General features: G+C 45.1%; 16 protein-coding genes. 12 read left to right on the top strand and 4 right to left on the bottom strand.

What is annotated here, in order from left to right:
* Positions 1-45: 45 nt before the first annotated feature.
* The 3 genes from AC3CH3_RS08465 to AC3CH3_RS08455 form a co-directional block, all read right to left on the bottom strand.
* Complete coding sequence (locus AC3CH3_RS08465) at positions 46-1,566, bottom strand: tripartite tricarboxylate transporter permease (RefSeq protein WP_488536948.1); 1,521 nt, start codon at positions 1,564-1,566, stop codon at positions 46-48.
* 10 nt (positions 1,567-1,576) lie between these two features.
* A complete protein-coding gene (locus AC3CH3_RS08460) occupies positions 1,577-2,077 on the bottom strand; it encodes a tripartite tricarboxylate transporter TctB family protein (RefSeq protein ID WP_029405318.1) in 501 nt (166 codons plus the stop codon).
* A gap of 247 nt (positions 2,078-2,324) precedes the next feature.
* The gene (locus tag AC3CH3_RS08455) at positions 2,325-3,296 is read right to left on the bottom strand and encodes a tripartite tricarboxylate transporter substrate binding protein (RefSeq protein WP_488536947.1); all 972 of its coding nucleotides are present in this window, start codon (positions 3,294-3,296) and stop codon (positions 2,325-2,327) included.
* 499 nt (positions 3,297-3,795) lie between these two features.
* Between AC3CH3_RS08455 and AC3CH3_RS08450 the strand changes: the two genes are divergently transcribed.
* The 11 genes from AC3CH3_RS08450 to AC3CH3_RS08400 all read left to right on the top strand — a co-directional run bounded on the left by AC3CH3_RS08450 (position 3,796) and on the right by AC3CH3_RS08400 (position 19,769).
* On the top strand, positions 3,796-6,969 hold the full coding sequence (locus AC3CH3_RS08450) for an HD domain-containing phosphohydrolase (protein ID WP_488536946.1): 3,174 nt from the start codon (positions 3,796-3,798) through the stop codon (positions 6,967-6,969).
* 390 nt (positions 6,970-7,359) lie between these two features.
* A complete protein-coding gene (locus AC3CH3_RS08445) occupies positions 7,360-8,079 on the top strand; it encodes a GntR family transcriptional regulator (protein WP_029405319.1) in 720 nt (239 codons plus the stop codon).
* Between the two features lie 100 nt (positions 8,080-8,179).
* Positions 8,180-9,076, top strand: a complete 897-nt coding sequence (prpB, locus tag AC3CH3_RS08440) for a methylisocitrate lyase (protein ID WP_019820715.1) — start codon at positions 8,180-8,182, stop codon at positions 9,074-9,076.
* A 147-nt stretch (positions 9,077-9,223) separates the two neighbouring features.
* Positions 9,224-10,435, top strand: a complete 1,212-nt coding sequence (gene prpC / locus AC3CH3_RS08435) for a bifunctional 2-methylcitrate synthase/citrate synthase (protein WP_488536945.1) — start codon at positions 9,224-9,226, stop codon at positions 10,433-10,435.
* 101 nt (positions 10,436-10,536) lie between these two features.
* Positions 10,537-13,173 (top strand): Fe/S-dependent 2-methylisocitrate dehydratase AcnD, encoded by a 2,637-nt coding sequence (gene acnD, locus AC3CH3_RS08430; RefSeq protein ID WP_488536944.1) that lies wholly within the window; start codon positions 10,537-10,539, stop codon positions 13,171-13,173.
* Between the two features lie 9 nt (positions 13,174-13,182).
* The gene (gene prpF, locus AC3CH3_RS08425; RefSeq protein WP_488536943.1) at positions 13,183-14,355 is read left to right on the top strand and encodes a 2-methylaconitate cis-trans isomerase PrpF; all 1,173 of its coding nucleotides are present in this window, start codon (positions 13,183-13,185) and stop codon (positions 14,353-14,355) included.
* 119 nt (positions 14,356-14,474) lie between these two features.
* Positions 14,475-16,379: a propionyl-CoA synthetase gene (locus AC3CH3_RS08420; protein ID WP_488536942.1), complete on the top strand. Its 1,905-nt coding sequence runs from the start codon at positions 14,475-14,477 to the stop codon at positions 16,377-16,379.
* 147 nt (positions 16,380-16,526) lie between these two features.
* Positions 16,527-16,973, top strand: coding sequence for a hypothetical protein (locus AC3CH3_RS08415; protein WP_488536941.1), 447 nt, complete (start codon positions 16,527-16,529; stop codon positions 16,971-16,973).
* A gap of 238 nt (positions 16,974-17,211) precedes the next feature.
* A complete protein-coding gene (locus AC3CH3_RS08410; RefSeq protein ID WP_019824723.1) occupies positions 17,212-17,613 on the top strand; it encodes a YMGG-like glycine zipper-containing protein in 402 nt (133 codons plus the stop codon).
* Between the two features lie 191 nt (positions 17,614-17,804).
* Positions 17,805-18,284, top strand: a complete 480-nt coding sequence (locus tag AC3CH3_RS08405) for a GNAT family N-acetyltransferase (protein WP_017100229.1) — start codon at positions 17,805-17,807, stop codon at positions 18,282-18,284.
* Positions 18,285-18,356: 72 nt separating this feature from the next.
* Positions 18,357-19,769, top strand: a complete 1,413-nt coding sequence (locus AC3CH3_RS08400) for an NUDIX domain-containing protein (RefSeq protein ID WP_488536940.1) — start codon at positions 18,357-18,359, stop codon at positions 19,767-19,769.
* Between the two features lie 102 nt (positions 19,770-19,871).
* Here AC3CH3_RS08400 and AC3CH3_RS08395 read toward each other — a convergent pair whose 3' ends face one another.
* Positions 19,872-20,681, bottom strand: a complete 810-nt coding sequence (locus AC3CH3_RS08395) for a Cof-type HAD-IIB family hydrolase (RefSeq protein ID WP_488536939.1) — start codon at positions 20,679-20,681, stop codon at positions 19,872-19,874.
* 185 nt (positions 20,682-20,866) lie between these two features.
* On the opposite strand from AC3CH3_RS08395, the gene queE reads away from it, so the two are divergent.
* On the top strand, positions 20,867-21,535 hold the full coding sequence (queE, locus tag AC3CH3_RS08390; protein WP_488536938.1) for a 7-carboxy-7-deazaguanine synthase QueE: 669 nt from the start codon (positions 20,867-20,869) through the stop codon (positions 21,533-21,535).
* The last annotated feature ends 25 nt before the right edge of the window (positions 21,536-21,560 follow it).

The following is a 21,560-nucleotide window of genomic DNA, read 5'->3' as shown; positions in this document are numbered from 1 at the left end:
AATGGCTCCTTTTGTTGAGGTTTAGTTGATTTAGCTAGCAGAGTATTACACTTCTACTGGTTTCGCTCTAAAGCTCTTGAACAGCTTAACTAGAATCGGGCTAGACAGAACCAATACCGCCAGAATAGTGAAGGTCATGGTGATTGGGCGTTCCCATAAGAAGCTCAGCTCACCGTCGCTGATCATCAAAGCACGTCGTAGGTTCTCTTCCATCAAGCCACCTAAGATAAAGCCAAGCAATAATGGAGCGAGTGGAAAGTTGGCTAACCTTAGTGCTATGGCTGCCATCGCAACCAGTAGCATCACAAATATGTCCATGGTGTTGAAAGACACTAAGTACACGCCTGTGATTGAGAAGAAGATAATCATTGGCAGTAGAACCGTTCTTGGTACCGCCAATAGCTTAGAAATGTAAGGTATCAAAGGTAGGTTCAAGATAACCAGTACGATGTTGCCAAAGTACATAGAGATGATGACTGACCAAAATACATCTGGGTGTTCAACGAACAAGCGAGGGCCAGGCTGAATACCGTAAGCGATCAAAGCGCCAAGCATGATCGCTGTTGTACCAGAGCCAGGAATACCTAGCGTCAGTAGCGGAACAAATGAGCCACTCGATGCTGCGTTGTTTGCCGATTCTGGAGCAACAAGACCACGAATACTGCCTTTACCAAATTCTTTTTGCTTGTCTTTTGGTGCTAGGCTACGTTCCATACCGTAACTTAGGAATGCCGCAATGGTTGCACCTGCGCCCGGCAGAACACCGGTAAAGAAACCTAGAATAGAAGAGCGAATCGAAACAGGTGCCACTTCTTTGAACTCTTCTTTGGTGACCTTCATGCTGCCGATATCAGACATCTTTTGGCTTTCTTCAGCGCTGTTGTCTTGCTCAGGCTTAAGAATGCCCATTAAGGTTTCACCCAGTGCGAACGTCGCCATAGCCAGCAATAGGAAGCTGAAGCCATCCATTAGATCTGTTAGGCCGAATGTGAAACGTTCAACACCAACGCCTTTGTCGATACCGACGGTTGAAAGCATTAAGCCTAAGATAGTCATCATCCACGCCTTGATAACCTGTCCTGGGCCTGCAAACGCCGCTACAGCGGATAAACCTAGTAGCATCAGTGCAAAGTAGTCAGAAGACTGGAAGCTCAGTGATACGCTCGCTAGAGCCGGCGCTGCAATCAAAAGCATAATTGCTGAAAGTGTGCCGCCAGTAAAAGAAGAGTAAGCCGCGAGTGCAAGTGCTTTACCTGCTTGACCTTTTTGAGCCATCGGGTAGCCGTCAAACGCGGTTACTACCGTTGAAGAACAACCCGGAGCATTGATTAAGATTGATGACGTTGAGCCACCAAATACAGCGCCGTAGTACACACCAGCCATCAAGATTAAGCCTGAAGAAGGGTCTAGGCCATAAGTGATAGGGATCATCAGAGCAATGGCTGAAATTGGACCTAATCCTGGAAGCATACCGATGAAGGTACCAACGAAACAGCCCACGATGACCATCATGATGTTCATTGGCATCACGGCGGTCGAAAGTCCTTGTAAAATTCCGTCTAACATAATGTTGTCCCTACCAAAGAGTGAAGATTAAACCAGGCTCTAGGTAGATATCTAAGCCTTGAGTTAAAAGAAGAAAGAACGCGATAACGAAAGGAAACGACGCGCCAAATAAAACAGCTTTACGACGCTCACCCAGTAGGTAAAAGCCTGCAAGTAAGAAGAAGCTGGTTGCTAGAACAAAGCCAAGATAAGTCAGCCCAATACCGTACAGCGCCATTAACACCAAGAAGCCAATCAGCAGTTTCCAGTTCAGCGGCGTTGTGTCGCATATGACTTTCTTATCCGGTTGTCCTGTTATCAGCAGGATCAACGAAAGGCCAATGCCGATAAACGTCAACAGGGTAGGTAAGGTTCTTGCTGTGAAGGGTTCGTACTCGTCGCCGGGAAACAAAGGGATCAGCGTGGTTTGGTAGCCATAGCACAAGCACGCCAGCATAAAGATCATGGCTCCGATGCGATCCTTCGAAAGCAAAGATTCCTTACTCAGAAATTTGGTTGGTAAGTCCGACATGTCCAACTCCATTTGGGGTGGTGTAAAAAGTAAAAAAGCCGTACATGAGCGAGTTAATGAAGAATGTCTGGGATCACTAACTAAAGGTGAGCGAATGACATGGCTTGGATAAAGTAAGCCACTTGCATCTACAACGAATCAGCAAGCTTTAGCAATACGCTACGAATAAACAAAGGAGTTTTAGTTAACTCATGTACGGCGAAACAGGAAAGAGTAAGAGGGCACAAAGACCCTCTATGATTGTTGGTTATTTCAAGAAACCAAGCTCACGCATTAGGTCGCCCATCTGTTTTTCTTGGTCTTCTAGGAAGGCGTAAAAATCTTTGTCAGCTTTGTAGTTGTCGATCCAACCGTTACGGTCACGAACCACTTGCCACTCATCGGTTTTGTACATTTTGCCAAGAGCTTCGTTCCACTCGTCGATTTTCGCTTGACTTGTACCCGGTGCCGCGAAGAAACCACGCCAGTTAGCAAATACTGTCTCGTTGCCGTATTCAGTCAGTGTTGGGATGTTAGGCGCAGCGTCAAGACGCTTTGGAGCCGTCACAGCAAGCACTTTTACTTGGCCAGATTTAGACATCTCTAGTACTTCACCAAGGCCCGTTGAAAGCAGCTGTGTTTCGCCAGAAAGCAATGCCGCCATCGCTTTACCACCAGCATCGTAGGCAATGTAACGAACTTTCTTCGCATCAAAACCTTCGCCTTTGAATGCTGCAGCAACCACAAGGTGGTCCATGCTGCCACGAGCTGAACCGCCAGCAATTTTCACTTTACGTGGGTTGGTTTCGAATTCTTTAACTACATCTTCCCAAGTGTTGTACTTAGAATCCGCAGACGCGACGATTGCACCGTAATCGGCAATGGTTGCTGCTACCGGAGTTAGGTCACGGAAAGATTGTGGGAAGATACCCGTTAGTGAGCGAACAACGATAGGCGTTGAGTTCACCATTAGCGTGTCTTCTTGGCGTTGAGCCGTTTCGATTAGGTGAGCAATCGCTTTACCACCACCGCCACCAGAGAGGTTTTGGAAAGAGACATTTTCTACGATGTCTGATTTCACCAATACATCACCCGTACCACGAGCTGTCATATCCCAACCGCCACCAGCGCCGCCAGGGATTAGGAAGTGGATTTTTTCTACGTCAGCAGCAAAAGTGTTGAAAGAAAAGGTAGCTGCGATAATAGAAGCCGCAAGAGTAGGTTTCAGTGACTTGAACATGGTTCACGTTCCTTATGTAGGGGATCTCTTCAATCGAGAGAAACTTATGTTTTATTTCCAGCTACTAAACAGATGAGTAGGATATTGCTTAGCAGATGAAGTTAAAGTTAACGGTGTGTTAATGAAATGTCTGTAATGCGGCGATATTGAGAATAAAGAACATTGGATTAATATTGTTCATAAAGTTCACGGCGGGGTGTTTTTGTCCATTTACTTTTGAATGATATCTGGATTCTAAAATCGTAGTTATTGGCTCAGAATGGTTGAATTCATTGACAAAGGTTGGATTTAACTAGCGTTTTCTACTCGAGTGCATTGGTTGTTGGTCTATATTGTTAGATGTGACTACGATAACTATTTCTGCAAAAGAATCAGGTGTGTAGAGGTGTTAGATTTTAGATGTGGAATAATGAGTTATTATGGTTGCTATGCAACTGAAGTAGCATGGATTATGCTAGCCTATTAACTTTTGAGTTGGCGATTATTCAAGGATGAAATAATGGCATTAAAAAAAATTTCGTTACGCTTTACCGTTGGAACAATGTTCATACTCGCGACTGTGCTAACGGCTGTGGTTGCGGTCTCTCTTCAATACTACTTCAGTAAAAAAATGGCGACGGAGAATACTCTGTCAAAGTTGACGATGGTATCCCATGACCTGAGTGATTATATTGGCGCGATTGACTCTGATGCAGCCAACACCGCGCGTTTACTTGCTTCAGTGAAACGATCTATCAATAACAAAATATCGAAAGAAGAGTCGCGTAGTATTCTTTCTGAAGCCATTAAAGATAACCCTCTCTTTTATAGTATTTACATTGGCTCATCCGATGAAAATTTCTTCCAAATTATTAACCTAGAATCTGCCCCTGTCGTTAGAGAAAAAATAGGAGCACAACAAACGGATCATTGGGTTGTGGTTGAGATTCAAAATATAGGGCAGGAGCGAGTCCGGACAACGAAATACTTTGACCAAGAGTTTTCCCTCAGAAGCTCAACTACGGAGCAGAGCAACTACTTTCCAACAACCAGGCCTTGGTATGTTTCTGCCAATATTCAGTCGGTCGAAAAAACTCAGCCATATCTTTTTCAGCATTTACAAATTACCGGGCAAACTTATTCTTTAGCGTTTGAGTCGAAAATCGAATCTGGCATTCAACATGTGATTGGTATTGATATTGTGCTGTCTTCTTTGGCTAACAAATTATCGGGTACGGCGCTTGGATTAGCAGAAGATAGTAAGGTTGAGTCTTTCTTATATTCGAAATCGGGTAACATTATTGCATCTAACCTCAAAGTTAATAATCAGGAATCGGAGTTTGATGTATCAAAACTGATGCTATCATCTGAGCAAAAAGCCTTGGTTAATGATACTCCTCCGCTGTTAGTGTCTAATCAAAATGATTGGGGGCCGATGGACTTTTCAGTGGCGGGAAAACCAAACGGCTATGCGATAGACCTTCTCAAAATGATTGGTGATATGACTGGGATCAGGTTTGAATTTGTGAATGGTTTTTCTTGGGGGGAGCTTGTCAATAAGTTTCAAGAAGGAAGTATTGATGGCCTGCAATCGGTGCAAAATTATAAAAATAATGGCATAAACGGCCTCTACACCACTCCAATCTATGATTTACCGTTTGCTATCGTGACCAGAGAAGACGTGAAGATTATTACTAATTATGCCGAGCTTGAGGATAAAAAAGTGGCCATTTTATCTGGGTGGTCAATTATTCCTAAGTTAAGGGAAGACTTTCCGAATATTGATTTAGTTGAGTTTGAAAACCTAGAGTCTGCATTTAATTCAATTGAAAGCGGAGAGAACTTTGCTTTTTTAGACGCTGAACCCGTACTCTCGTTTGCATTAGATAGGTTTTTCCAGCCTGGCCTTAGTGTCAATGGGACTCTAGAAGATCTAGACCAGAACTACTCAAACCAATTCCACTTGGTGCTGCAGAGCAAGCATCAACAATTGCTTCCAATCATTAATCAAGCTATCAGCAAGTTAAGTGGTGAACAGCTTGATGCCCTAGCGAAAAAGTGGCTCCATGATACCGGCTTTAATACAAATACGACGGTCCCTTATACTGAACTTTATGATTTGACTAAGGAAGCAACGGTTGAAGGCAGTATGGTAAGGGTAGAGATGAATGGCGAGATCAAACATCTCTATTTAAAGAAAATCGACATGGGCGAACACTACTCTGAGTATTTTGCGGTATTGATTCCCGAAACTGAGATCTTTAGTACAGTCAATAAACGTCTAGCAACCTCTGTTGGCGTAACGATGTTACTGATGAGTTTGACGTTGCCTATTGCTTGGGTTTTTGGTGCACCGATAGTGCGTCCTATTCGTCAATTAGAGGAGGAGACTCATAAGATCAAGATGCGTGATTATGACAGTGTCGAGCTTGTTGAGACTCGGATCAAAGAGGTGTGGGAGCTGTCTGTAGCGGTGAAAGGCATGTCTGAGGAGATTAAGCAGCATGAACAGACACAAGAAGCCTTTGTTGAGTCGTTCATTAAACTTATCGCTCAAGCGATCGATGATAAGTCCGCTTATACGGCAGGGCATTGTAATCGTGTACCAGAACTCGGTTTGATGTTGGCTGACGCGGCTGAGAAATCACAGTCCGATAATTTCAAAGATTTTGAGTTTAAAAATGATGATGAACGTCGTGAATTCAGAATTGCGGCTTGGCTTCATGACTGTGGCAAGATCACCACACCTGAACATATCGTAGATAAAGGTACGAAGCTAGAAGCGAACTACAACCGAATTCACGAGGTGAGAACTCGATTTGAAGTACTTTGGCGTGATGCGGAAATCACCGCTTTGAGAAAGCAACTTGAAGGTACGCTATCAACCCAGCAGATCGCTGAAGAACTCTCAGTCACTAAGCAACGATTGCAAGACGATTTTGCGTTTATCGCGACATCTAATGTTGGTGGTGAATTCATGAGTGATGACAAAATCACTCGTATTCGCTCGATAGCTGAGACGACCTGGACGCGTCACTTTGATGATCAACTTGGTCTATCACCGATAGAGGCAATGAATCGAGAGCCGAGTTCAAGTTTACCAGCCACAGAACCACTTTTGAGTGATAAGCCAGAGCACATAGTGAAAAGAGATAGGCCGTTAGAATTTGACCCGAAACATCAAATTAAAATGGATGTGCCTGAGCACTTATACAACCTAGGCGAAGTCTACAATCTGAGTATTGCACGCGGTACATTGACTGCTGAAGACAGATTTAAGATAAACGAGCACATGCTTGGCACGATTAAGATGCTTGAGAACCTGCCATTCCCGAAAGAGCTAAGTCGTGTTCCTCGCTACGCTTCAACTCACCATGAAACACTTAAAGGTACAGGGTATCCAAGGAAGCTGACTGGTGATGACCTCTCAATCCCAGAACGTATTCTGGTGATCTCTGATATTTTTGAGGCGTTAACCGCTGCGGATAGGCCTTATAAGAAGGCGAAGCCAATCAGTGTTGCTGTCGATATCATGTATAAAATGGCATTGGACGAGCATCTCGATATCGAACTGTTTAGATTGTTCTTAACCAGTGGTACGCATGTTCGTTATGCAGAAGAGTATCTCAAACCGGAACAGATTGATTTTGTCGATATCAATAAATACCTAGAATTCACTCGTCAGATTACTTGAGAATAGGGGGCTTGTTAGAACGAGTTCGATGAATGAAAGGCGCACATGAGTGCGCCTTTTTTGTAGCTGTTTATCGGTAAGCATATCGATAGGCACAAAGGGTCTGCCGTTTGACAAGTGCGGCTATAAGTTGTCGACACATTGGTTTCGAGTGATTTTGGAGTAGGTAAGAATTTAGTCGCTGTTTTTCTTTATAAGTTATTAAGTAACAGGTGGTTAGGTTGTTTTTATTGCCATTTTGAGTAAGTTTTCATCGCCTATAAAAATACTACCTTAGTCTAAATTGTCGACAATTTTCTTGATTGTCGACAATTTAATCGTGTATTTTATGTTCATGTTATGGAATTGTTGACAATTAAGGTTCAGCAATCAGAAGTGAGCAGCGTGAATATGAATACTGCAATAAAAGATCTCAGCTTAAATGCAAACATGAAAACACGTGTGAGCGATAAAGAGAACACTAAATCAGAAAATCTCACTGAGTATCTCGTTGAGGCGATTGTTAGCGGTGAGTTACTACCGGGCAGTAAGATTTCGGAACCTGAACTGGCTAAACGCTTTGAGGTAAGTCGAGGTCCATTACGTGAAGCGATAATGCGTGTGGAGGGGCTAGGGCTTATTGAACGAATTCCTCATGTTGGCGCACGAGTTATTACTTTTTCGGCAGAAAAACTGCTAGAGCTTTACGCGGTGCGAGAGGCTTTGGAAGGCATGGCGGCTCGACTCGCAGCGAGACATATCACACAAGAAGAGCTTGTCGGGCTTGAAGGGTTATTGTCGACACACTCAAAGCACATCGATGAAGTCGAAGGGTCTTCTTACTTTCATCAACATGGGGATTTTGATTTCCATTACCGCATTATCAAAGCGAGTCGCAACAGCAAACTCATTTCGTTGTTGTGTGATGAGCTTTATCACTTATTACGCATGTATCGCTATCAATCACCTAGGGCGCAGTCTCGTCCAAAAGAGGCGCTAGATGAACACAAATACATTCTACAAGCGATCCGTAACCGTGATGAAGAGCTAGCAGAAATGCTTATGCGAAGACACATATCGGGAAGTCGACTGCTTATAGAACAACAAATCCAATCCAAAGATCTTGATTAACTGGCGACTGGTATCTGTCAGCGGGTCAGAGCTGGCGATAACCAAAAGCCGTAAGTCTTAAAGGTTAGCTAGAAATAAACAATTAACAGGGAGCGTCATTATGAAGTTATCAGCAGGAGCAAAGTTCCGACAAGCTGTGCAAGACAACGACCCATTGCAGATCGTTGGTACGGTGAATCCGTATTGCGCGATGATGGCAAAGAACTTGGGGCATCAGGCGATCTATTTGTCGGGTGGAGGCATCGCCAATGCGTCTTATGGTTTGCCTGATTTAGGTATCACCACATTGAACGATGTGCTAGTGGATGTTGAACGTATTACCAACGCGTGTGATCTGCCTTTGCTGGTGGATATTGATACAGGATTTGGTGGCGCATTCAATATTGCACGTACGATTCGCGCCATGGAGAAGGCAGGCGCAGCTGCAATTCACATGGAAGACCAAGTGGCTCAGAAACGCTGTGGTCATCGACCAAATAAAGCGATTGTGAGCCAACAAGAGATGGTCGATAGAGTCAAAGCGGCAACCGATGCGAGAAGCGATGACAGTTTCGTAATTATGGCGCGTACCGATGCATTGGCGGTTGAAGGCATTGATAGCGCGATTGAGCGAGCGATAGCTTGTGTTGAAGCGGGCGCAGACATGATTTTCCCTGAAGCGATGAATCAACTCGATCAATATGTGAAGTTCTCGGCGGCGCTTAAATCAGCAACAGGTAAGCACGTGCCTATCTTGGCCAACATCACTGAGTTTGGCCAAACACCACTCTACAACTGTAGCGAGTTAGCCCAATCAAGTGTCGACATGGTGCTTTACCCATTGAGTGCGTTCCGTGCGATGAACAAAGCCGCGGAGAATGTTTACAAACACTTGTTAGTTGAAGGCAATCAAGAAGCTCTGTTGGATTCAATGCAAACCCGTAAAGAGCTTTACGAACACCTGAATTACCACGACTACGAGAACAAGCTTGATCAGTTGTTTTCAAGCGAAGGGTAAAACCAGTTTCAATTAGTCAAAAATCAACTTAATCCAATAACGTGAAATGGTTAGTCGCCAAATCCAGTACCGATGATAAAGATCATCGGACATATAAATAGGCAGCACCAAAGAGTGCAGGCGGCTAACACAGAAAAGGAGTTCACCATGTCTGTATCTTTGAGTGATAAAGCAGCTGTCGAAAATGCTTCAAAAGTAGAACAACAAAGTGAAAAAACAGCAAACAAACCAGCCAGCGCACCGGCAATCGGTGGTGCTGGTCTACGTGGTCAAAGTGCAGGGTCGACTGCGCTATGTACGGTAGGAAAATCAGGAACGGGTTTAACTTACCGTGGCTATGACATTACCGACCTTGCTAACCACGCTCAGTTTGAAGAAGTGGCGCATCTGCTACTAAGAGGCCATTTACCCAATGAAAAAGAGCTAGACGATTATAAAACATTGTTGGTTGGTTTGCGCGGCTTGCCTCAACCTTTGAAAGCAGCGTTGGAGCTTATCCCTGCAGACGCTCATCCAATGGATGTGATGAGAACGGGTTGTTCGATGCTAGGTAATCTAGAGCAAGAGTCTGATTTTTCAGAGCAATTGTCTGCGACCGAACGAATGCTAGCGCTTTTCCCTGCGATTATTTGTTATTGGTACCGCTTTAGCCATGATGGCGTGCGCATTAATACTGAAGATCAAAGCGAAGCATGTCTGGGTGGTTACTTCTTGAAGATGCTAACGGACAAAGCACCGAGTGAACTGCATAAAAAGGTAATGCACTGTTCGCTAACGCTTTACGCAGAGCATGAGTTCAACGCCTCTACTTTTGCTGCCCGCGTCTGTGCATCAACGCTGTCGGATATTCATTCGTGCGTTACAGCAGCAATTGGCACACTAAGAGGCCCGCTGCATGGTGGTGCGAATGAAGCGGCAATGGAAATGATCCAAGATTGGAAAACCGCTGATGAAGCAGAAACTAACATCATGCAGATGCTTGCTAACAAAGACAAAATCATGGGCTTCGGTCATGCGATTTATCGCGAAAGCGACCCACGAAATGCTCTAATCAAGCGCTGGTCAAAAGAGCTAGCTCAAGAGGTGGGAGATGAACAGCTTTACGCCGTTTCTGAGCGTGTTGAAGCGGTAATGAAGCGCGAGAAAGGACTGTTTTGTAATGCGGACTTTTTCCACGCCTCTGCCTATCACTTCATGGACATCCCAACCAAACTATTTACTCCGATCTTCGTAATGAGCCGTCTTACAGGTTGGACTGCACACGTATTTGAGCAAAGAGAAAATAATCGCATCATTCGTCCAAGTGCTGACTACACCGGGCCAGAGCATCAAGACTGGCTGCCAATCCATTTACGTTAGTCCTCTATATCGAGCCGACTTATATCTCGAGGTGACTTTTATCTTCATATGATAAGGCCTTGAGAATCAACGAACAGAATTTAACAGATAATGGTGGATGTATGTCTGATGTGAAACTTGAACGGACCCAGAACCTTGAACGAAATCAGTACCGTAAGCCTTTACCCGGTACTCATTTAGAGTATTTCGACGCTTGTGAAGCGATAGAATCGATATCCCCGGGAGCTTACAAAACTTTGCCTTATACGTCGCGAGTGTTGGCGGAACAATTGGTAAGGCGTTGTGATCCTGAAACCCTTGAAGACAGCTTAAAACAGATCATTGAACGTAAGAGCGACTTAGATTTTCCTTGGTATCCTGCGCGCGTGGTGTGTCATGACATTCTTGGTCAAACAGCCTTGGTTGATTTGGCTGGATTAAGAGACGCGATTGCCGACCAAGGCGGAGACCCTGCCAAGGTGAACCCCGTTGTTGAAACCCAACTGATTGTTGACCACTCTCTGGCAGTGGAACACGCAGGCTTTGATAGCGAAGCCTTTGATAAAAACCGCGCCATTGAAGAGCGCAGAAACGAAGACCGTTTTCATTTTATTGAATGGTGTAAAACCGCGTTTAAGAACGTGAGTGTGATTCCTGCTGGTAACGGGATCATGCACCAGATTAACTTGGAGAAAATGTCTCCGGTGATTCAATCCAAAGAGGGCATCGCGTTCCCAGATACCTGTGTCGGTACCGACAGTCATACTCCTCATGTTGATGCTCTGGGCGTCATCGCCATTGGTGTCGGTGGATTGGAAGCTGAGACAGTGATGCTCGGTCGCCCGTCAATGATGCGTTTGCCTGATATTGTCGGCGTCAAACTGACTGGTCAGAGACAAGAAGGGATAACCGCAACGGATATTGTGCTTGCGATTACTGAGTTCCTTCGCAATGAGAGAGTGGTCTCAAGCTACTTGGAATTCTTCGGTGAAGGGGCTCGCGCACTGACCATTGGTGACCGTGCAACCATCTCAAACATGACTCCAGAATATGGCGCGACTGCGGGTATGTTCTATATCGATGAACAGACAATTCAATACCTCAAGCTTACAGGGCGAGAGCCTGAACAGGTTGAATTGGTAGAGCGTTACGCCAAGCAAACCGGACTTTGGGCTGATGACTTAGATTCCGCTCAATACGAACGTGTGCTTGAGTTTGATTTGTCTAAAGTTGAGCGTAACCTTGCGGGGCCTTCAAATCCTCATCGCCGTTTGCCAACCAGAGAGCTGGCTGAACAAGGCATCAGTCAAGCATCTTGGAAAGAGCAGCATGCTAAGCAGTACAGCGATGATCAGATGCCTGATGGTGCCGTAATTATTGCGGCAATTACTTCTTGTACTAACACCAGTAACCCAAGAAACGTGGTCGCCGCGGCATTGGTTGCTAAGAAAGCCAATCAGCTTGGATTAGTTCGTAAGCCGTGGGTGAAAACATCATTTGCGCCGGGTTCTAAAGTTGCCAAACTCTATCTCGAGTCGGCAGGTTTGCTTCCTGAACTTGAACAATTGGGCTTCGGTATCGTCGGCTATGCGTGCACTACCTGTAACGGGATGAGTGGGGCGTTGGATCCTAAAATCCAACAAGAGATCATCGAGCGTGACCTGTACTCAACCGCTGTGTTGTCGGGGAATCGAAACTTTGATGGTCGAATCCATCCCTATGCTAAACAAGCGTTTTTAGCCTCACCGCCATTGGTGGTTGCTTATGCCTTGGCGGGTACGATTCGCTTTGATATCGAAAAAGACAGCCTAGGAACAGACAATAACGGCAATCCAATCTATTTAAGTGATTTGTGGCCAAGTGATGCTGAGATCGATTCAGTTGTCGGTGACCATGTTAAGCCTCAGCAATTCCAACAAATCTACGTGAAAATGTTCCAGCCAGACGAGGATCAGGTAACTACTGAGCCGCTTTATGATTGGCGACCTCAAAGTACCTATATTCGCAGACCTCCATATTGGGAAGGGGCACTGGCTGGTGAGCGAAGCCTTTCTGGTATGAGACCTTTGGCGATCTTAGGTGACAATATCACCACGGATCATCTATCGCCTTCAAACGCGATTCTCGCTTCGAGTGCGGCAGGTGAGTACTTGGCGAAAATGGAAGTTCCAGAAGAGGACTTTAACTCTTATGCGACTCATCGAGGTGATCACTTAACCGCGCAACGAGCGACCTTTGCTAACCCGAAGCTGTTTAATGAAATGGTGAAAGACGCTGGAGAAGTCGTGCAAGGCTCATTGGCAAGAGTTGAACCCGAGGGGCAAGTTACGCGAATGTGGGAAGCGATTGAAACCTACATGAACCGTAAACAACCCTTGATTGTTGTTGCCGGTGCCGATTATGGACAAGGTTCATCACGTGACTGGGCAGCCAAAGGGGTGCGCTTAGCGGGTGTTGAAGTGATTGTGGCTGAAGGATTTGAAAGAATTCACAGAACCAACTTGGTTGGCATGGGTGTGCTGCCTCTGCAATTCAAAGTTGGGACGGATCGCAACACCTTAGAATTGGATGGCACCGAGCTTTACGACGTGTACGGCGACATTGAAGCAGGTTCTGATTTGGCTCTAGTCATTACTCGTAAAAACGGTGAAAAGCTGGATGTGCCAGTAACCTGTCGACTAGACACGGCAGACGAAGTGAATGTGTACAGTGCTGGTGGCGTATTGCAACGTTTCGCCAAAGACTTTCTCGCACAGTAGGAGCTGGTTATGAACATCAAACAGATCAAAGTACCTGCAACCTATATGCGTGGAGGTACCAGTAAAGGGGTTTTCTTCAATCTCGAGGACTTACCTGAAGCTGCGCAAGTTGCCGGAGAAGCACGAGACGCATTACTTCTGCGAGTGATTGGCAGCCCGGATCCTTATGGCAAACAAACCGATGGTATGGGTGGTGCGACATCAAGCACCAGCAAAACCGTTATTGTATCGAAAAGCAGTAAAGCCGATCACGATGTTGATTACCTTTTTGGTCAAGTGGCAATAGACAAGCCGTTCGTTGATTGGAGCGGTAACTGCGGTAATTTGTCTGCTGCAGTGGGCCCATTTGCTATTCATAGTGGACTGGTCGATTCGAATCGTATTCCAGAAAACGGCGTGGTCGAGGTGCGAGTATGGCAAGTGAACATAGAGAAAACCATTATTGTTCATGTGCCTATCGCTGATGGTGAAGTCCAAGAGTTGGGTGACTTTGATCTCGATGGTGTCACTTTCCCCGCTGCTGAGATTCAAGTTGATTTCCTAGACCCAGCTGATGCGAGTGGTTCAATGTTTTCTACAGGGAATGTTGTCGATTTCTTAGATGTTCCCGAATTGGGCTGCATCAAAGCGACATACATCAATGCAGGGATACCCACCATTTTTGTTGATGCTGAATCGGTTGGTTATCAAGGCACAGAGCTTCAATCGGACATCAATAGCGATGCCAAAGCCTTGGCTCTGTTTGAATCCATCCGAGCACATGGTGCAGTAGCGATGGGGCTTATTGATTCTTTAGAACAAGCTGAATCACGCCAGCACACACCTAAGGTTGCCTTTGTTGCTAAGCCTCAAGCGTATCAAGCCTCCAGTGGTAAATCGGTCGCAGCCAAAGACACCGACCTTCTGGTGCGTGCTTTGTCTATGGGGCAATTGCACCATGCCATGATGGGAACAGCTGCAGTCGCCATTGCTTCAGCGGCGAGTGTTCCGGGTACGTTAGTGAACTTGGCAGCCGGTGAGGGTTCTCGAGATTTTGTGACTTTTGGTCATCCGTCAGGAACGTTAAAGGTGGGGGCTAAAGCGGTACAAACAGAAAGTGGGTGGAACATTGAGAGGGCGATAATGAGTCGTAGTGCCCGAGTGATCATGGAAGGTGCCATTCGTGTGCCTTTTCCCAAGTGAAGCGATTGTCGTGAACGGTCAAATTTTCATGAACACAACGCTGAGAAAAGAGTGCACCCAAGTGACACTGCCAAAAAGCTAAGCGCTTGGAACAATGGATAAATCATGGAGGAGGCACTATGTCTGCTACAAATCGAATGAATAGAAAAACAGACTATATCACCGAGTATCAATGGGCGAGGGAAGACCCCAATTCGTTTTGGGAAACACAATCACAAGTCATTGATTGGTTTGAGTCACCCAGAACGATATCACAAACTGACGAAAACGGTATTGAACGTTGGTTTCCTGATGGGGTGATGAACACTTGTTGGTTGGCGCTTGATTATCATTGTGAAAATGGGCGAGGTGACAATACCGCACTGATTTACGATTCTCCAGTTACAGGAAATCAATCCTCGTACACTTATCATCAATTGCGTGACCAAGTGGCAAAAGTCGCTGGTATGTTAGCTATGCAAGGCGTTACTAAAGGCGATCGTGTTGTTATCTACATGCCAATGATTCCTGAAGCGGCGATGGCAATGCTGGCCTGTGCACGACTAGGTGCGGTGCATTCGGTGGTGTTTGGAGGTTTTGCTCCTCATGAGCTTGCCGTACGTATCGAAGATGCCGAGCCGAAGGTGTTGATTACCGCCTCCTGCGGTGTCGAGATAAATAAAGTCTTGCCATATAAGCCCATGGTCGATAGAGCGATCATGGACAGTCGTTGGAAGCCTGAAAAAGTGGTGGTATTCCAAAGAGAGCAGTCTTTAGCTGAATTGAGCAATGAACGCGACGTACTTTGGCAGCAAGCGGTTAACGATGCATTGCCACACAGCTGCGTTCCTGTTTTGGCAACCGATCCTTTGTATATTCTTTACACGTCAGGCACTACGGGTAAGCCAAAAGGTGTGGTGCGTGACAATGGTGGTCATGCGGTCGCCATGAAATACTCGATGAGTACTATCTACGATATGCCACAAGATGGCGTGTTTTGGGCAGCTTCTGATGTCGGTTGGGTGGTCGGGCATTCCTATATTGTTTATGCACCATTGATTCATGGTTGTACGACCATTTTGTTTGAAGGCAAGCCAGTACGAACGCCAGATCCCGGCGCATTCTGGCGAGTGTGTGAAGAATACAACGTCGATGTGCTGTTTTCTGCTCCAACGGCATTTAGAGCCATTAAGAAAGAAGATCCCAAAGGCGAGTTACTTACCAAGTATGACCTATCATCACTCAAGTCGATTTTCATGGCTGGCGAGCGTTTAGACCCGCCAACATTGGATTGGGTCGAGTCTCATACCAATAAACCGGTTATCGACCACTGGTGGCAAACCGAAACGGGTTGGGCTATTTCTGCCAATCCAACAGGGCTTGAATCATTGCCTGTAAAAGCGGGTTCTTCCACTAAACCTGTTCCGGGTTACCAAGTGGAGATTCTCAATGAACTCGGTGAAATAGCTCAGCCTAATCAACAAGGATTTGTGGCTCTTAAACGCCCATTGCCACCCGGTTGTCTACCAACAGTTTGGCGTAATCATGATCGATTTGAATCTGGCTATCTGAGCCAATTCCCGGGTTATTACGTTTCGGGTGATGGCGGTTATCTCGATGAAGATGGCTACCTATTTATCATGGGTCGTATTGATGATGTGATTAATGTCGCAGGACATCGATTGTCTACTGGTGAAATGGAAGAGATCGTGGGTGGTCACCCAGCGATTGCTGAATGTGCCGTTGTCGGTATTCACGATGACTTAAAAGGGCAGTTACCGCTGGGTTTAGTTGTGCTGAAAGATGGTGTAAAAGTCGATGGTATAGAGTTACAAGAGGAGTTGATTGGAAAGGTTCGAAATGAGATTGGTGCGGTAGCCTGTTTTAAGCAAGCCTTGGTGGTCGAGAGGTTGCCTAAGACACGCTCAGGTAAGATTTTACGTAGAACCATCCGACAGATCGCAGAAGGTGAACAATATGTGGTGCCTTCGACGATTGATGACCCTACCAGTTTAACGGAAATTGCTGAAAAGCTCGGTAAATAGGCTTAGTTGTTTTGGTAATTTGATCGTCGGCTCGTATATTAATACATAAGCCAGCGTGATGGTTTACCTAAACTCTACTTTATTCATCCGCTTATCCATTGCGTTTACTATGACCTCATTATGATTCCCACATATTGAGGTCTTTTTATGCGAGCTTACTTTTTGTTGATTGCTTTACTGGTTAGTGGTGCTGCTAGTGCTAGTACTTCAAAGGATCAAGCGAGTAGAGCGTTGTTAGAGCCTTTGAGTCATCCTAAGGTATTTAAATGTGTATCCAAGACTGGCGTAGCTCTCTATCAAGCGGTTTTTGATATCGGTGTGGGGTATGAAGCCGACCCTATTAATTCGAAGATGATCGTCAATTCAAGGAAAGGCCGCTACGAATATCAAATCTTAGGTGCGGTAAGGTCTGAAAGGGCCGGTGAAATTGTTGTGTTGACTCGCCATGTGGGAGATGGGATTAAAGTGGCTGCTATGATTGATGACGAAACTGGCAAGATACTGGGGATCGGTGATAAACACCACTACCGAGACTGCGGTGTAAGACCGCCACCTAGTGCGGCGGATATGCAGAACTTTTGGTCCAAAGGTTAAGAGCGACATGTGAAAGACAAAAATTATTGAGAAAGCTAGATTGAGGCGACCTTATTGGTCGCCTTTTTTGTTGGTGAGGATAAAGCGAGCTCAAAGCTATATATCACTAAGCAGTTATTCGACGGCTGAATAATACATAGCTGAACATGATGTATCGTCTAAACGTGGCTTTATTTATCTCATTAACGGTTCTGCTTAAGATGGCTCTACTCCAAACGAAGAACAAAGCGAGACTCCTATGAAATTCACTAAACCTTTTCTTTTAGCGACACTGATTGTGACTCTTTCTGGTTGCGCATCACCAGCAATGGATAACGAAAATGAGAATGCTGCACGTAATCGTGGTGCTGTAGGTGGTGCTTTATTAGGAGCAACAGCCGGTGCTCTAACTGGAGATGCGAGTTTAGCTGTGAAGGGCGCTGCATTAGGTGGTGTGACTGGTGGTGTGGCTGGTTCGATGAAAGATACGGATGATGCAAGAAATGCACAACGAACCCAAGTTACTGCCGATGGTCTAGCGCAAGATAATCGTACCGATGCAGAAAAGCGAGTTGCTGAAGTTGAGGCTGAAATTAAACTTATCGAACTAGAACAACAGCTTGCTGAACTCAAAGAAGAGAAAGAAGATAACGGCGTATAAAGCGAGAGCTACAGCCTCGATATTCGTTTAATTCTAAATTATTCAAACAGAATGGCCACGCAATGTGGCCGTTTTTGTATCTAAAATACGCACTTCAAACAATGAATTAATTCAATAACTTGTATAGATACTCGCGGCAAGTAAACTAGACTCAGTTTAAATATTCATTTGGTTTGAGAAGCACAATAGTCATGAATGTCACCTTAAGGGCCGCAAAGCACACGGATTTGGAACAACTTAACGAGTTAATGTTCGATCTCCACCATCATCACCACCTTGCTAGCCCAGAGCACTTTAAAACGGCAGAAGAGATTGAGCAGGAAAAAAGCATTGCACGTTACTTGGATGATCCTGAATGCTTGGTTTATGTGGCATTAAAAGGTGAGCTCATTGTTGGCTTTATCTCCGGACATTTTTGTGAGCTTATCTCAACGGTGAGTAAACCAGTGCCGATGGGCAGTGTCGATGAACTATTTGTCTTGCCTGATTATCGAAAAGAATCGATTGCTGAAAAGTTGTTTAGCAAAGTTGAAGCGACTTTTGATGATTATGGGGTTGAACAAGTCTTTGTAGAGGTTTGGGACTTTAATTCACCTGCCAAGGACTTCTATCAAAAAATGGGGTTCACACCTCACATTCAATGGATGAGAAAGGCTTTGCACAAAACGTAGACAGCGATTTTGTGCGTGTTTGATTACACTAGAGCAGTCTTTAACTTTTTCTCTTATTTTTAGGTAAACTCGTTGGCTATTCGATATTTATTAGTTTTCATACTGTCTCTTTTGAGTACTACTTCCGCTTGGGCAAACAACACTTTGCCCGATCATATCGCGGGCGCTTTGTGTGTAGTACGTGCTGATAACCAAATCGTGTTGGTTGATGAGTTGATCACAGGTCAATTGTCTCTACCGGGAGGCACTGTTGTTTCAGGTGAGCCGCCAGCAGTCGCGGCGCAACGTGAAACGTGGGAAGAGGCGGGTTTGTCGGTAACGGTCGGTGATGTGCTAGGTTATACCGACAGTGCCGTCGTGTTTGATTGTATTTCTGACTCGGAAGTGATCAGTTACAAGGCTCGAAATGAGTTAGGTGGCTTTGAGCTGCCAATTTGGTTTGCTCCTCATTATGGCGTGGAAGTCAGCCGAGCGATGTTACTTCCTCCTACTGAATTACAAGATCACCAATACCGCTATCCAGAACAGTGGTCTGAGATTAACGAGTTCTTTTTATTGGCCACTGATCAACCTGTGACGTACGTCACTGAGCTGGTGGGCGCGGCGCCGAAAGTCCATCAAGTTGAATTGAGCTGGATTGTTTCACTTCAAAACGTGTTTGATAGAATGCCGAGTGTGTTCGCGAATACTGTGCTTTTGACTGACTTGTTGGCGAAGCCATGGGTTTTTATCGTTATATTGCCGCTAATTGCTTGGTACTTTGGCCGTAATTTCGCGTTGAAGTTTGGCTTCACTCTGATCTCGGTGACTTTGCTCACTTTAATCGCACACCAAGGTTTTGGTTTTCCTCGCCCGCATGCCTACCTGCCAACATTGAAGCTAGTGATGAGCAGTGGGTATAGCTTCCCAAGCCTGTTGGCTGCCTTATGGGTCAGTTTAACCTTGTTAGTTTTTTGGAAACTAAAGCGCCTCTTGGAGCAAAAATCGATACTGATAGTACTCGCTGGCCTGCTTTGGAGCATGCTATTTAAGTCTTATTCAGGCAGTGCATTTTTTAGCGATGTATTAATGGGTGGCGTATTAGGCGCGTTAACGACGTGGCACATAGTCAGATTAGATGCGAAACCTGATGTTGATATTAGTGCCTTACTGAGTTCTAAAGGTGTCTGGTGGGCATTATGCTTACTTTCCATCGTTCTCACGGTGATATGGCCACTGCCAACATTCTCATTCTGGGTCGCTATTTTGATGACGATTGCATGCCTAGTGACGTTAACAGGCTCGAAGCCTTTGGTCGGCCAGTTCTCATTCAAGATTGTATTTGGAGTGATGGCGATGTTGTTAGCGGGGAATTTGCTGATTAGCTGGGCAGGAAGTTTTGTCTCTTTCAGTGGCATCGCTTCATTTATTGTTGAGACCTTACGTTTCCCAATCTTGATACTGTTTGGCGTCGTGGCGTTTCGTCTGCCATGGAAAAGAGAGTAGGCGAACCGACTAACTTAAAATCCAAAAAAGGCTGTGCAGTGCACAGCCTTTGTCATTTGTGCAACAAGCAAAAAGTAAACCTCACTAAAGCCTGTTGAGCTTTTACGAGTTGAAGATAAACTTTTCAATTGCGACTGCAACACCATGGTCGTCGTTGCTCGCTGTGATGTGATCTGCCAGCTTCTTGGTTTCTTCCATTGCATTGTCCATCGCAATGCCAAGGCCAGCGTATTCAAGCATATGATGATCGTTTTCAGCATCGCCCATGCAGATCACTTCTTCCGCTTTAATGCCTAAGTGTTTAGCTATTGCTTCAATGCCGACACCCTTGTTTGAATTAGGGTTTAGGAATTCTAAGAAGAATGGTGCACTTTGCACGATAGTAAACTGGGTCTTAAGCTCTTGTGGCAACTTGCTGATGATTTCGGTGAGCTTGCTTGGCTCAGCGACAATCATTGTTTTGATAATTTCGTGATTGTCTTCTAGTTGAGAAAAGTCAAACTCGGTAATCTCTAAGCCGTTAATACGCGCTTCAATAGCCGTGTACTCATTGTTTTCAGGGGTGATTAAGCCATGAATCTTGCTGAATGCATGAACATAACCACCAAGCTGTACAGCCAGTGCTGCGATCTCTTTCGCGGCTTTACCATTGCTGATCTCACTATGAATGAGTTCTTTTGTAGAGACGTTTTGAACCATAGAGCCGTTGTAGAAGAGCACAAAGTCATCTTCGCCTTTGATTGAAAGCTCGTCTAACTTACTCTGCATACCTTCTAAAGGACGACCAGAAGCCAGAACCACTTTCACACCTGCAGCGCGTGCTTTGGCAATCGCGTCTTTGTTCTCTTGAGAAATTACTTTATCACTGTTGAGCAGTGTGCCATCCATATCAAGAGCAATCAGTTTGTACATGTTGTTCCTTACTAAAAAATTAAAAGCTAACGAAATCTAATGGGCGAAAGGATAAGGGAACTTGAAAGTTCAGGCTAGGGCTTTGATCAACTCATTTATCAGTACTCATTTGTTTGACCAAAAGGGGCAAGTGCTTTAAGGTCTGCGGTTGATTAATTTCATCAAATGATTGAGCTGAGGGTAAGTTGTACAAGATTAATGAAATGTTTGAAACCATCCAGGGCGAGGGCGTATTTACCGGCGTTCCTGCTGTTTTTGTTCGACTGCAAATTTGCCCTGTAGGCTGTTCTTGGTGTGATACCAAACAGACTTGGGAAGCGTTGCCGGAAGATGAAACGAGCCTTGGTGATATTATGGTTAAGACAGAGGATTCACCGACTTGGTCTGCAATTGATGCGCAAGGAATCGTGAATGAATATATCAAGCAAGGTTACACCGCGAAGCACATTGTGATTACTGGTGGTGAGCCGTGCATTTATGATCTTGTCCCTCTTACTGAAGCATTTGAGCAGCACGGTTGTCGCTGTCAGATTGAGACTAGCGGAACATCAGAAGTAAAAGCCACACATGACACTTGGGTTACGGTGTCACCTAAAGTGGCAATGAAAGCGAAACTGGAAATCTTAGATAGCGCCTTACAACGTGCTAATGAAATTAAGCATCCAGTAGGTACAAACAAAGACATCGAACAACTTGACGTTTTATTGGAGCGAGCTGCGGTTCCTAGCGACACTGTTATCGCTCTGCAGCCAATCAGCCAAAAAGACCGCGCAACTCAGCTTTGTATTGATATCTGCATTGAGCGCAATTGGCGCTTATCAATACAAACTCACAAATATTTGAGCATCGCATAGGTTGTATTTTTGCTGGGCAAGATAA

This window comes from Vibrio sp. QJM3NY_35, from assembly GCF_057785915.1.
The sequence above is the reverse complement of the archived record's forward strand: the minus strand, read 5'-3'. Positions and strand labels throughout refer to the sequence as shown.